Origin of the sequence: Microcoleus sp. N9_B4, from assembly GCF_036701635.1 — a bacterium.
Taxonomy (GTDB): domain Bacteria; phylum Cyanobacteriota; class Cyanobacteriia; order Cyanobacteriales; family Microcoleaceae; genus Microcoleus.
The window spans coordinates 146,909-159,034 of the sequence record NZ_JAUBRC010000005.1 but is presented as its reverse complement, the minus strand read 5'-3'; the positions used below and the strand labels follow the sequence as shown (position 1 = coordinate 159,034).

Sequence of the window (12,126 nt, the reverse complement as noted above, 5' to 3'; positions counted from 1 at the left end):
GAAAGGCTATAACAACTAACAACTAACAACTAATGACTAACAACTAATGACTAATGACTAATGACTAATGACTAATGACTAATGACTAAAGCTTATCTTGCCGCTAACCAGACGATTACCAAACCTTTACCTTGGTCGGTTAGAGTCAGAGGCGTAGGTCTCAGACAAATGTTTTTTAGCTGGAAATAACGGATATGCCACCAACATCCAAAGCACTTTTAGCGGAAGTCCAGCATAACACAGGAGCGACTCGAAACTTGCATTTTTATGCCAAGGGCGAAACCATTCCTATGATGTCGCATGGCCTTTGGCGAGTCTGTCAAGGTCTAGCACAACTGAGTACGCTTTATCCAACCGGGGAAGAAGGACTTTTGGGTTGGGTTGGGCCTTCGATGTGCTTCGGTTTGTGGTTGACAAGCTTGCAGACTTACCGAGCTACGGCTACATCAGATGTTTATTTGATGTGGTATTCTATGGTGGAAATCGAAGCTTCTCCTCAATTAGCTCACGAGTTGCTGCCTCAAATGGTACGGCGGCTGCGGCAAATGGAAGCAATTTTAGCGATCGCCGGACAGCGGCGAGTAGATGACCGTTTGTATCAGCTACTGCTATTATTGCAACAGGAATTCGGTCAGCCTGTGGTTGAGGGAACTCGTTTGAATATCCGCTTGACACATCAAGATATTGCTAATGCGATTTGCACGACGCGGGTAACAGTAACTCGAATGCTGGGAAAATTGCAGCAGCAAGGGTTAATCAGTCGAGATGGCGATCGGCATTTAATTCTTAACAAAGATGTTTTTGCGTCCAGGTCGGATTTGTTTGGCTGCAACCCTCAAGCAGTTTAGAACCGACAGCAATTTGCATTTACACTGTTTTGCATTGGCCTAAAGTCTTCCAGTATTAGTTATCAAATCTCAGTGTATCAGAATTGTTGGTCTGGCTCTTCCTCTCCCTACCTACAGCCATACCTTTGCAGTTAGAAAAGATATAATTAAGCGGTGCATCTATTTAGGACTAAACTCAATGGCTAACTCAACTCAAGAAACACCGCAACCAGACAAAAAAGAATTAACTGACATCACAGCTAAACCTCAAGAAAAGCAAGAAGAACCGCCCAATAAAGGTGACGGGCGGAAATAGTCGATCGCCCGGAATGACGGGGCCACAGAAGGTAAAGAAACCGGGTTTTTTGACTCTTATTGAAGGTTTTAAGCAAATATTTTGGTTAAAAAACCCGGTTTCTAGCTACCCGCGCGTCAAAGAAATAACTTGACAAATTATTCAGTTTGTGCAGTAGCGTTGTTCGATCGCAACTTCGGTTTTCCCGGCTTTCCACGGAGGCCGTTTAAAGAAACCACATCAGCCTCAGAACTCTCCCTCGCCACCCGAATCAGCAACCCCGACAACAACAAACTTGCCAACATCGAAGAACCCCCGTAACTAAAAAACGGCAGCGGCAAACCCGTAGTCGGCAAAACCCCCGTCGCCACCCCAATATTCAGCAACGACTGTCCCACCATCACCACCATCACCCCAATCGCCACCAACTGAGACTCAATATTTCGAGCCTTCATCGCTACCCTCAAAGCCACAGTAGAGTAAGCCGCTAACATCAGCAACAGCGAGAAACCTCCCACCAAACCAAACTCCTCAGCAAACACAGCAAAAATAAAATCGCTGTACTGAATCGGCAAATAAAATAACTTTTGCTGCGACATCCCCAAACCCACACCCCAAATGCCCCCAGAACCCACAGCCAGGAGACTTTGAATCAACTGATAGCCGTCTTGCATCGGATCAGCCCAAGGATTGAGGAAAGACATAATCCGGCGGCGCTGATATTCCCTCAAACTAATACTTAAAACCGCTAAAAGCATTCCCCCCATAGCCGTGGCGCCCAACTGCAAGTAAGGCAAGCCCGCCGCCAAAGCCACCAACCACAAAGTCATCCCGCACAAAGCCGTGGTACTTAAATTCGGCTGCAACAAAATTCCCAAAAGCATCGCACCGAAAATTAACAACCAAGTTAAGCGAACTTTATTCGTCAACCGGGCCCAGTTGCCGAAAATGCGGGCGCTTTGGAGAACAAAAAACGGCTTAATCAACTCCGAAGGTTGAATAATCGGAACCGGGCCCAGAGATATCCAGCGAGTCGCCCCGTTGACGGTGGTTCCCACTCCCGGAATTAAGGTCAACCACAGCAATCCCAGCAGCAATAAAACGCCTAACTGAGATGTTTTCAACAGATACCGCAGTGGGGAGTACACTATCAAGTTAAAGCCGGCCAGCCCGATCGCCACTGCGATTAGCTGTCGTTTAAAATAATAAAGGCCGTCTCCAAATTCATAATTTGCAATGGGATAGGAAGCCGAAAACAATGCTGTCAGCCCGACAAACAGCCACAGAAAAGTCAGCCACCTCAGCCACCGGGCCTCAGCGGCCCATTGAGACGCGCTGGGGTCAAAAAAGGGAATCAAGCGTCGAATGTCATTAGCCATAGGATTTTAGAATGATCTCAATAAACTCTAACAAAGATGGCTAAAGTACCAGATTGGTTAATTTACGCATTAATCTGTTCGCTATTATATGGTTTGTGGGGATTTTTTGGCAATTTAGCGACTAAATATATTGACTACAAAACTGCTTTTGTTTATGAAGCTATTGGCGCTATTTTAACTACTTTATTTATTATTTTCCACACTAATAATTTTAGTTTTGAGGGAGATGTTAGGGGAATTTTGTTTGCCATGTTAGTTGGCGTTTGTGGCACTGTGGCATCATTAGTATTTTTTATAGCCCTTGGCAAAGGTGAAGTTGCCAATGTAGTGAGTGTTACGTCTATCTACCCGCTGATTACTATATTATTATCGTTTTTCTTCTTGAAAGAGGCTATTACATTACCACAAATGCTTGCTGTTTTGTTAGCGATAATCGCAGTTATACTTTCTGCTTATTGAAATATTTGTCAATGATTAAATTAACAACGCTGGACATTCTTCCTTCTGCTATAACAACAAAAAAGAGGTCATCGCGACCTCTTACCCCTCTACTAATCCAGCTTCGGCTCTTAAAGCAGGCCCGTATTAGCTCCGGGCTTACCGGTAGCCAGTTGCACTTTAATAATTCTGCCGCCCATTTTCATAATTCTTTGCTGTTCCCGGAACCAGTTGTCGTAAGGAACGAGCTTAGTAAAATAGGTATTTTGCAATTCGCGCTGAGTGCGGATGCGAGTTTGACTTGGGACGCAAGCAGTCACCTTAAACATTCTCATGGGAAACTAACTCCTGAGTAGGTTTACAGATTATTAGATGGATTTTTTAAAGATTGAAGGCAGGGAGTTAGGAGTCAAAACTAGCTCGTTAAAACTCGTCGGGCTTTCTCGACAAGCCTTTGACGGTCTAGCAATCACTCTCAACTTCCCTGACCTCTTTTCAAAGCCAAAGGTAACAAGTCCAAAGTTAAAAGTTAAAAGAGGCAAGAAATAAATATTTTTCTTTCTTCCTTCTTCTTCCTTCTTCCTGAGTCCTTCTTCCTGAGTGTTAGCTCAAGCCAGAGCAGATGTAGTCGAAATAGACGCCCATTTCTTTACCAGCGTCAGAACCGACCAAACCAGCGGTGACTTCTTTCATTGCTTGGATTGCTTGTACGGTAGAACCGATGGGCACGCCCAAGGAGTTGTAGGTTTCTTTCAAACCGTTGAGCACGCGCTCATCGAGGATGGAAGGGTCGCCAGCTAGCATAGCGTAGGTGGCATAGCGCAGGTAGTAGTCCAAGTCGCGGATGCAAGCTGCATAACGGCGAGTGGTGTACATATTGCCGCCGGGACGAGTTACATCAGAGTACAACAGAGACTTAGCAACTGCTTCTTTAACGATTGTGGCTGCATTAGCGCTGATGGCGGTAGCGGCGCGGACGCGCAGTTCGCCAGAAGCAAAGTAGTTCTTGAGCTTGTCTAGAGCGCTGATGTCGAGGTACTTACCTTGAACGTCAGAGGAATTGATAACGGCGGTAATTGCGTCTTGCATGGTTGTCTTGTTTCCTAGAAAGTGGCTGAGTCAGTCCAATTTTGGAGCTAGAATTTGGAATTTGGGATTTGGGATTTAAGATTTTTAAGTGGCTGGTTATTTGCAAAAGCTTTTAACTTGTTGCCGGCAACCCCCAATTTTTCAATCTAAAATCGAAAACCTAAAATCGAAATTCCTTACTGCATCGCACCGATAACGTAGTCGAAGTAGGAGGAAGCTTCGGAAGCATCTTCTCCAGACAGCAGCGAGCTTGCTGCATTTTTCATAGCGCGAACGCCTTCGGCGACGGCTTCAATCGGGGTGCCGAGAGATTTGTACATTTCGCGGACGCCGACAATACCGATTTCTTCGATCGGAGTAATGTCGCCAGCTACGATTCCGTAGGTAATCAAACGCAGGTAGTAGTCCATGTCGCGCAAGCAAGTTGCGGTCATTTCTTCGCCGTAAGCGTTGCCGCCGGGAGAAACAATATCAGGGCGCTTTTGGAAAAGTTGGTCGCCTGCTTGCTTGACGATGCGTTCGCGGGATTCGCTCAAAATTTGGGCGATGCGGACGCGGCGTTCACCAGAGGTGACGAAGCTTTTGATCCGATCTAATTCACCTGGGCTCAAGTAGCGAGCTTCGGCGTCTGCGTTGACGATTGATTTGGTGACGATACTCATCTTGTGTGTACCCGCTGGATATTTTGCTATATGAACTGCTATGCGCTGAGCTAGCGAAGGCGGGCACTTGCGTCCCGTATCTTTCCTGCTCAGGCAGGAGCTTGGACGGGGAAGGCTGGACTTTCCACACTCAGCAACTGTTGAAGTTGTTGGCGGGTGACTGCCTTCGGTGCTTAACGGCGCTGGTTCTTCACGCCGGTGCGGTTGTGAGTGCTCGCACTAAGCCTGTCGCTTACAATACCACAAATGACTGATGCGATCTTTAATCTACGATCGAGATTGCAGCAGGCCACTTAGTGGCGATCGAGTGACTGTCGGGCAGTTAGTAAGGATATTGCTTCTCTGACACAACTACCTCTCGCAAGTATTTTGAGGCATTATGTTCACATTCTGAGTGTTACTGTAATAGTTTGTAACATTCCTTTTCATATTTGGGCCCTCGCTTGGGTCTTCTCCGTTAAAGTTTCACCGATTAAAAATTGCTAAAATTATCTGGCAGCAATGGTTACAGGCGATAGAGCATTGAGCGGGAATTGTGACGGGCGATCGCGCAACCCTCAAAGACTTTTCCCTCAGAGGGAGACAAGCGGGAGATGGGGGGAGAGAGGCGGGAGAGAGGCGGGGAGAGGTGCGATCGTCTCACATCTTGCACCCTTCTCAATAAGTCTGGGACGGGCGGGATCTCTTGCCCAAGGCGTGTCAACTTAAGGTAAAACCGATAGTCCGTCAGGGGTTGAAACAAGAGCCTCAAAGCGAAAGTCCTCGCTTCCGAGGACTAATGAATGATTCAGTCCTCGGAAGCGAGGACTTTCGCTATAAGCCCCGCGGAATTCATTCCCTGGCGGACTGCCGGGTGAGGGGGAGGACTGGCGGACTAAAAGCTTAAGTTGACACCAATGGCTCCAGCCCAACCCCTACTACCGACAAGAACACTCACTCTTTGTGTTTGTGGAACAGGCATCTTGCCTGTTCTCGATCGCGATGCCAGATATCAGATCGTCGGAAATGGTGACTTTCGAGCTTGTAGCTAGATTTGACTCTCACTTTTAATCTGGTGCGCCGTGAAAAGAAATCTATCAGCCCTTAAAAAAGCTTTGCAGTTTGGGATTAGCGGTGCTGTCGGCGGTTTCGTCGGCAATCTAATCACCGAACCTTTCATGCAGGGGCTCACTGGTTCGGAATCTGTTTTTGACAGTGTATTGTCCACAGCTCGCTGGTTTGGACTCGTAGGCGGTGGCATTGCTACTGCTATCATGTTCGGCTATTATTACTATATCAAAGGCAAGCCTCAAATTAAACAGGCTTTAAAAAATGGCGGATTGTTTGGTTTAATTGCAGGAGCCATTTCTGGGGCGATCGCCGAAGGTATTTATAGCGGAATTGGCGACGGAAACAACGAATTATTGCGAGTAATTTGCTGGGGAATAGCTGGCAGTTTGTTAGGACTGGGACTTGCACAGCGGATTCCTAATTTGGGAGCGCTTCGCGGCGCGGGAGGCGGCGGTGTTGGAGGAGTTTTGGGCGGCTGTTTGTTTATTCTGTTTGCTTACAATTTATCCGGTACAGCGGGCCGTTTAGCTGGCTGTGCTGCGATCGGTTTTTGGATTGGAATTATGCTAGTGGTAGCCGAAACTTTGTTCAACAAAGCTTGGCTGGTAATTAGTTACGATACCGGAGCAAATCGCACTCTCACTCTGGGTTCGGAACCAGTGACTTTTGGGAGTGATGAAAATTTGTCTATTATCTGCATTCCTAATGTTTCGCCCTTGGCAATGCGGTTTCAATTGGAAGCAGGTCAAATTGTTTGCGAGAATGTTGATAGCGGGGCGGTGAGTTATTTGCGATCGGGCGACCAAAAGAGAATCGGCAACTGTACAATTACAGTAGGAAACTCTGACTTGCCAGCCCCAATATCGGCAAATATTCCGCCTACCTTTATATCAGATCAGCCCGCAGTAAATTCTTTTACCAGCGGTCAAGTTTCTCTCAAATTAGGCAGTCGAGTTATTCCTCTGAGTGCGGGAACTCAACTATTCACTTCTGACATACCGAGTTTAACAGCCGCAGCATCTAACGGTCTTGTAGCTATAGTCACTTCTCGATCGAGAAACGAGCTTTCGTTAGGATTGACCAATTTGTGCGATCGCGCTTGGTGGGCTACAGACATTCAAGGCGATATAAAAATGGTAGAACCTGAAAGTACCCTAACTTTGGCGTTGGGAACTCAAATCGAATTCGGTGAATTAGAGGGCGAAATTGTGTAAGTAAGCGAGTACAAACTGAGATATTGCACATTGTCAATAGACCTTTCATGGGCGGGCAGGATGCGAACCCACAAGAAAATTTACTCTTTGTGGATCGGGCATCTTGCCCGTTCTTAACGTAAGTCCTGCCCACAAGAAAATTTACTCTTTGTGGATCGGGCATCTTGCCCGTTCTTAACAAGAATTCAAGCAGAACTGCCACTAACTCCAGTAATTACCGCCGCACCAATCAAATGAGCTAAACGCAAAGCTTCAGGAACTTTCCCAGTGTCCGTCAAACGCTGAAGCACCCTGGCTATTACTTCCGGTTGTTCACCACAAACTTGAAAAAAGAAAGGTTCAAAAGCGTGAATTTTCCCAGCGCGACGCAACAATTCTAAACGGTATTGCGAGTCTGGTAAATGGCGGAGGGCTTTTTCAACAGCAGCTAAATCTGGTTGTCGGCGCATGACAGCAACACAAGGAATTTGTAGCCGCGATGCTAACTCGGGAAGGTCAATAATATTGAAGCCGCCGAAAGCAATTCCGTCTAGCAAAACGAGATGCAATTGCGGCAAAAATTTGCCTCCGAGGAGTAGCCCAGAAATAGCATCTGTGGCATCTAATCCGTCTGGCAGGACTTGTCCCCACACCATTCCTTCAAATCGAGTTCCCCCGCAGACTATGCCAGCGATCGACACCAAACTGCCGCTTGTCCGAGAAAACGGAGCGTCGTCAAAGCCAATAACCTTAATTGTGCGATCGAGCCTCAGCAAATCTGCCAGTTTCAACTTGTGGAGTTTCCTAAACTAAAGTTTGTGAGATTAGGTTGTGTTTTACATAGTATCATATACCTTAAATAGCTCATTACTAAAAAGGTTTTAGACAATTGGCAAAAAAATACGTAGCAGCGATCGACCAAGGAACCACCAGCACCAGATTTATTATATTCGATCGCCAGGGACAGATAATTTGCAGCAACCAACAAGAACATCAGCAAATCTATCCGCAACCGGGATGGGTTGAACACAATCCCGATGAAATTTGGCAGCGCACCCAAAGCGTGATTAAAAATGCCCTCGAAATCGGCAATATTGACCCGAAAGATATTGCTGCACTCGGTATTACCAACCAGCGCGAAACTACAATTGTTTGGGACAGAAAAACTGGCAAACCTTACGGCAATGCGATTGTTTGGCAAGATACCCGCACTCGCTTTATTTGCGATCAATTAGCTGAAGTTGAGGGCAAAGAGCGATTTCGAGAACGATGCGGTTTGCCGCTGGCTACTTATTTCAGCGGGCCGAAAATTAAGTGGATGCTGGACAATATTTCAGGCTTGCGGGAAGCTGCAATTAAAGGCGATGCCATTTTTGGCAATGTCGATACTTTCCTAATTTGGCACCTGACTGGCGGCGCGCACATTACCGATGTTACCAACGCCAGCCGCACGATGCTGATGGATTTGCAAACCCTGGATTGGGATGCCGAAACTTTGGAAATAATGGCAATTCCCCGCCAGATGCTGCCAGAAATTCGCCCTTCGAGTCACGTTTTTGGAACTGCAAAAGGATTGCTTGCAGGTGTTCCGATTGCTGCTGCTTTGGGGGATCAGCAAGCCGCCCTCGTCGGGCAAACTTGTTTCAGTCTGGGGGAGGCGAAAAATACTTACGGTACGGGCTGTTTTATGCTGCTGAATACCGGTGAGATGATCGTCCCTTCAAAGCAAGGGTTACTAACAACAGTCGCCTACAAGATGGGGGAATCGCCCGCTGTGTATGCTTTGGAAGGCAGTATTGCGATCGCCGGAGCTCTAGTGCAGTGGCTGCGGGACAATTTGGGCATCATCAACACATCTGCGGAAGTAGAAACATTAGCAAATACAGTTGAAGATAGTGGCGGAGTTTACGTTGTCCCGGCATTTTCTGGACTCTACGCGCCCTATTGGAAAGACAGCGCGCGGGGAGTAATTGCAGGTTTAACTCGGTACGTGACTAAGGCACACATTGCCCGCGCAGTATTGGAAGCTACAGCATGGCAAACGCGGGAAATATTGGACGCGATGAATCAGGATTCAGCAGTGCAGCTTTTGTCTTTAAAAGTAGACGGAGGAATGGTGGGAAATCACACCCTGATGCAGTTTCAGAGCGATGTTTTGGGAGTGCCTGTGGTGCGGCCTGTCGTAGCCGAAACTACTGCACTCGGTGCGGCTTATGCGGCCGGTTTGGCGGTGGGCTTTTGGAGTCAGCTAGCCGAATTGCGGGACAATTGGGCGGTGGATTGTACTTGGGAACCAAAAATGCCGATCGCACTTCGCGAACAAAAATATCGCTTTTGGAAAAAAGCAGTTTCCCGCACATTCGATTGGGAAGAATAAATCGCTGAGTTAACCCCAAAAATGCGTACTTAGTGATATCATTAAATCCAGCACAATTTTTCATTTTGCAAATAGATGATTTCGCTAAATAACTTAAAAAAAATTCTCAGCGCCTTTCTATTGATACTGACACTGGCATTTGTAGAAATCGCCACTAATTCCCAAATTGCCCTCGCAGATCCAGCTACAAATCCCGCAACCGCAGCCGAAGTCTTCAGCGCCAACTGTGCAGGTTGTCACATCAACGGCAGCAACATTATCAGGCGCGGCAAAAACTTGAAACAAAAAGCCTTAAAAAAATACGGCATGGATTCCATCGCCAACATTTCCAACTTAGTAACCAACGGCAAAGGTATTATGCCCGCTTACAAAGATCGTTTGTCGGAACAACAAATTATCGATGTTTCAGCTTACGTGCTATCCCAAGCTGAAACCGATTGGAAATAAAGCAGACTATGTACATTGTAAGACCAGGTTGAGCGCCTAAGTTCAGGAAACCAACCAAGCCGAGGTATAATGCAGGCAGGTTTAGCGCTTAACTTGGTCATCGATGAATAATCTTTATACAAAACCTGCCTGCTTCTTGTCTTCTATTGTTCATCCCTTAATAATCTCAATACAAACCTGTTTTTTTCTATTTTTGGCTAAAAAACTGTAAATTATCGGAGGTATTGCAAGTTGAAAAAACATTATTGTTGGCGTAGAACTTTAACTGTCATTAGCTTGTGCTTGTCTCTAATCTTAGCTGTCAGCCCGCCCGCTTTCGCCTCGATTCACAAATATCCAGAAACTGCTGAGACAGTAATGTTCCGATCCGTACAAAGCCTGCGTGATACAGACGATAAAGCATGGCAAGTTGTTTTGTACAAGCGAGTCAAGTCGGGAGTAGTAAAGTCTTTAAATCTGAGATTAGTAGGATTTCCCGGAACAGAATTGCAGCATCCTGTTCCGCTGAAAGTTGTGGCGGGAAAGCTGGAAATTGGCACAGCAAAAGATATTTGGAACGAGTCGGATTTGCCGATTAATGTCGGAGAATACGATTTCAAATCAATAATTACACAATTGGACAGTAATCGACCTTTGCGGTTGAATTTCCCCGTGAAAAATCAAAAAGAAACAGAATTGCTGGTTCCTCCTTTTGCTGTGAGAGAATGGCGGCTGTTGTCTGACAAAAGCTAAAGATAAAAAAATAAGCGCACTCTACATTTAAAAGCAAGGCAATTTCCCCTGTCACAAATCGCTATGTTTAAATATGCCTTAAGGTAGATTTAACGTAGTTGAAGGATAATGTTGTCCGAGAAAAACTAAATATACCACTTTAATCGCACTCTACATTTAAAATCGCTAGAGTTTAATCGATGTATCAAAAATAACTTTATTTACATAGACCTTAAGGTAGATTTAACCTATTTGAAGGGTAATTATGAAACAAACTAAAAGTTGAGTTAGTCGGTTGACAAAACTTCAGTGTTTTAACGTAGGTGTATTCAGGGTGAAGCTACTATGACTTTAATCAGTAAAATTGTCCGCAAAGCTTTGGCAACAGGTTACTTAACGGTTGAGGCCGAAGAACAGTTGCGACAGCAGTTGCAGATGACCAAGTATGGTTTAGAAGATTTTGAGGCTTTTATTAATTTGCAAAAAGAGGTGATGGAAGGTCGGGTGAAACAGCAAGCTTTGGAATTGTTACGATCGCGCAAATGTTCTGCGACGGCTTGAATCCAGTTCGATCGCCCTTTTGAAGATAATTAAGGGCGATCGTTGGCAGTCAGGACTTTACTCCTTATTGATGAGGACTCTTCGTCCTGACTACAAACCACACAGTAAACCACAGGGTCGATCGCACTTTGGGATAGCATCAGTATCGGCTACTTATTCAATGCTGTTCTTGCTTGTTAATTGATGGGCGCCGGTGGATCGGGAGTATTTACGTTATTAGGGTTTTTAGCTGCTAAAAGTTTCTCCAACTCTCTAATTCGGGTCTGCATTGCTTCTACTTCCGTTTCAGAATAGCGAATCGGAATATGCTGCGGACAGTTCCAATCCCAGCCTTCAATTTCAAATACGATCGCTCTTTCCACAGTTGCATCATAGTCTGTATCCCGAACTCGGGCAAGTATTACTGGATCGTCTTCCACAACGCGGGCGCGACCGAGAATCTTGAGGCGCCGGCGATGACGGTAATCCATTAGGAACAAAAATGCTTTATCATTTTCAGCAAGATTTCCCACAGAGATATATTGCACATTGCCACGAAAATCCGCAAATCCCAAAGTTCTCGGATCGAGAATCTTTAAAAATCCTGCTTTCCCGCCGCGAAACTGAATGTAGGGATAGCCACTAGAACTCACAGTGCCTAGATAAAATCCTTCCATACTGGAAATAAATTGCTCTAGATCGGGATTGATGGAATTATTATCTGCACCTTTAGCCACAAAGCGTTCATAGTTCTCGCGGGAACCCATTTTTTCTTGCATGGCTTTCACTGCGGGAGTAAAAGCGATCGTACCAAATTGACGAGGCATAAAATCTAACTCCTTGTCTACTTATTTAACTCGGCGATCTTCAAAATGCCTAGATTCCCAACATGGGAATATAACCAGAGAGTTGCTTCACCCGATCGATCCAATTCAAAACATTGGGATAAGCATCGAGTTCAATTTTGCCATCTCTCGCTAAAGCGATATAGGGATAGATGGCCGCATCTGCGATCGTGGGATGCTCAAACTCTAGCCAAGTGCGCGTACTCTGGCGCCCACCCCACAAGAAAATTCACTCTTTGTGGAACAGGCCGGAAAGCCTGTTCATAAAAATGA

Annotated in this window: 15 protein-coding genes; 8 read left to right on the top strand and 7 right to left on the bottom strand. The window is 45.8% G+C overall.

Features of this window, described 5'->3' with window-relative positions; translation table 11 throughout:
- Window positions 1-194 precede the first annotated feature (194 nt).
- The gene (locus tag QUA43_RS05225; protein WP_333371619.1) at window positions 195-848 is read left to right on the top strand and encodes a Crp/Fnr family transcriptional regulator; all 654 of its coding nucleotides are present in this window, start codon (window positions 195-197) and stop codon (window positions 846-848) included.
- Window positions 849-1,280: 432 nt separating this feature from the next.
- On the opposite strand, the gene QUA43_RS05220 is transcribed toward QUA43_RS05225, so the two are convergent.
- Window positions 1,281-2,501 (bottom strand): FtsW/RodA/SpoVE family cell cycle protein, encoded by a 1,221-nt coding sequence (locus tag QUA43_RS05220; RefSeq protein ID WP_333371617.1) that lies wholly within the window; start codon window positions 2,499-2,501, stop codon window positions 1,281-1,283.
- 36 nt (window positions 2,502-2,537) lie between these two features.
- On the opposite strand from QUA43_RS05220, the gene QUA43_RS05215 reads away from it, so the two are divergent.
- Window positions 2,538-2,960 carry an EamA family transporter gene (locus tag QUA43_RS05215; RefSeq protein ID WP_333371615.1) on the top strand — a complete coding sequence of 141 codons (423 nt, stop codon included), beginning with the start codon at window positions 2,538-2,540 and terminating at the stop codon, window positions 2,958-2,960.
- Between the two features lie 110 nt (window positions 2,961-3,070).
- Here QUA43_RS05215 and QUA43_RS05210 read toward each other — a convergent pair whose 3' ends face one another.
- The 3 genes from QUA43_RS05210 to apcA all read right to left on the bottom strand — a co-directional run bounded on the left by QUA43_RS05210 (window position 3,071) and on the right by apcA (window position 4,690).
- Window positions 3,071-3,274 (bottom strand): phycobilisome linker polypeptide, encoded by a 204-nt coding sequence (locus QUA43_RS05210; protein WP_006634929.1) that lies wholly within the window; start codon window positions 3,272-3,274, stop codon window positions 3,071-3,073.
- Window positions 3,275-3,542: 268 nt separating this feature from the next.
- A complete protein-coding gene (apcB, locus tag QUA43_RS05205) occupies window positions 3,543-4,028 on the bottom strand; it encodes an allophycocyanin subunit beta (protein WP_006634930.1) in 486 nt (161 codons plus the stop codon).
- A 176-nt stretch (window positions 4,029-4,204) separates the two neighbouring features.
- Window positions 4,205-4,690: an allophycocyanin subunit alpha gene (gene apcA, locus QUA43_RS05200; RefSeq protein WP_333036136.1), complete on the bottom strand. Its 486-nt coding sequence runs from the start codon at window positions 4,688-4,690 to the stop codon at window positions 4,205-4,207.
- Window positions 4,691-5,225: 535 nt separating this feature from the next.
- Between apcA and QUA43_RS05195 the strand changes: the two genes are divergently transcribed.
- Both QUA43_RS05195 and QUA43_RS05190 read left to right on the top strand, forming a co-directional pair.
- On the top strand, window positions 5,226-5,354 hold the full coding sequence (locus QUA43_RS05195) for a hypothetical protein (protein ID WP_333371613.1): 129 nt from the start codon (window positions 5,226-5,228) through the stop codon (window positions 5,352-5,354).
- A 397-nt stretch (window positions 5,355-5,751) separates the two neighbouring features.
- A complete protein-coding gene (locus QUA43_RS05190; RefSeq protein WP_333371611.1) occupies window positions 5,752-6,954 on the top strand; it encodes a hypothetical protein in 1,203 nt (400 codons plus the stop codon).
- Window positions 6,955-7,139: 185 nt separating this feature from the next.
- Here QUA43_RS05190 and QUA43_RS05185 read toward each other — a convergent pair whose 3' ends face one another.
- Complete coding sequence (locus QUA43_RS05185) at window positions 7,140-7,724, bottom strand: endonuclease dU (protein ID WP_333371609.1); 585 nt, start codon at window positions 7,722-7,724, stop codon at window positions 7,140-7,142.
- Window positions 7,725-7,822: 98 nt separating this feature from the next.
- Here QUA43_RS05185 and glpK point away from each other — a divergent pair, with 98 nt between their 5' ends.
- The 4 genes from glpK (at window position 7,823) to QUA43_RS05165 (ending at window position 11,029) form a co-directional block, all read left to right on the top strand.
- Window positions 7,823-9,310, top strand: a complete 1,488-nt coding sequence (gene glpK / locus QUA43_RS05180; RefSeq protein WP_333371607.1) for a glycerol kinase GlpK — start codon at window positions 7,823-7,825, stop codon at window positions 9,308-9,310.
- 75 nt (window positions 9,311-9,385) lie between these two features.
- Entirely contained in the window at window positions 9,386-9,757 is a 372-nt protein-coding gene (locus QUA43_RS05175) for a c-type cytochrome (protein WP_333371605.1), read from the top strand.
- Between the two features lie 231 nt (window positions 9,758-9,988).
- Window positions 9,989-10,489 (top strand): DUF3122 domain-containing protein, encoded by a 501-nt coding sequence (locus tag QUA43_RS05170; RefSeq protein ID WP_333371603.1) that lies wholly within the window; start codon window positions 9,989-9,991, stop codon window positions 10,487-10,489.
- Between the two features lie 324 nt (window positions 10,490-10,813).
- The gene (locus QUA43_RS05165; protein ID WP_015176895.1) at window positions 10,814-11,029 is read left to right on the top strand and encodes a hypothetical protein; all 216 of its coding nucleotides are present in this window, start codon (window positions 10,814-10,816) and stop codon (window positions 11,027-11,029) included.
- 176 nt (window positions 11,030-11,205) lie between these two features.
- On the opposite strand, the gene QUA43_RS05160 is transcribed toward QUA43_RS05165, so the two are convergent.
- Window positions 11,206-11,835, bottom strand: a complete 630-nt coding sequence (locus QUA43_RS05160; RefSeq protein ID WP_333371601.1) for a pyridoxamine 5'-phosphate oxidase family protein — start codon at window positions 11,833-11,835, stop codon at window positions 11,206-11,208.
- A 49-nt stretch (window positions 11,836-11,884) separates the two neighbouring features.
- The gene (locus QUA43_RS05155) at window positions 11,885-12,076 is read right to left on the bottom strand and encodes a glutathione S-transferase C-terminal domain-containing protein (protein ID WP_333371599.1); all 192 of its coding nucleotides are present in this window, start codon (window positions 12,074-12,076) and stop codon (window positions 11,885-11,887) included.
- Window positions 12,077-12,126 lie beyond the last annotated feature (50 nt).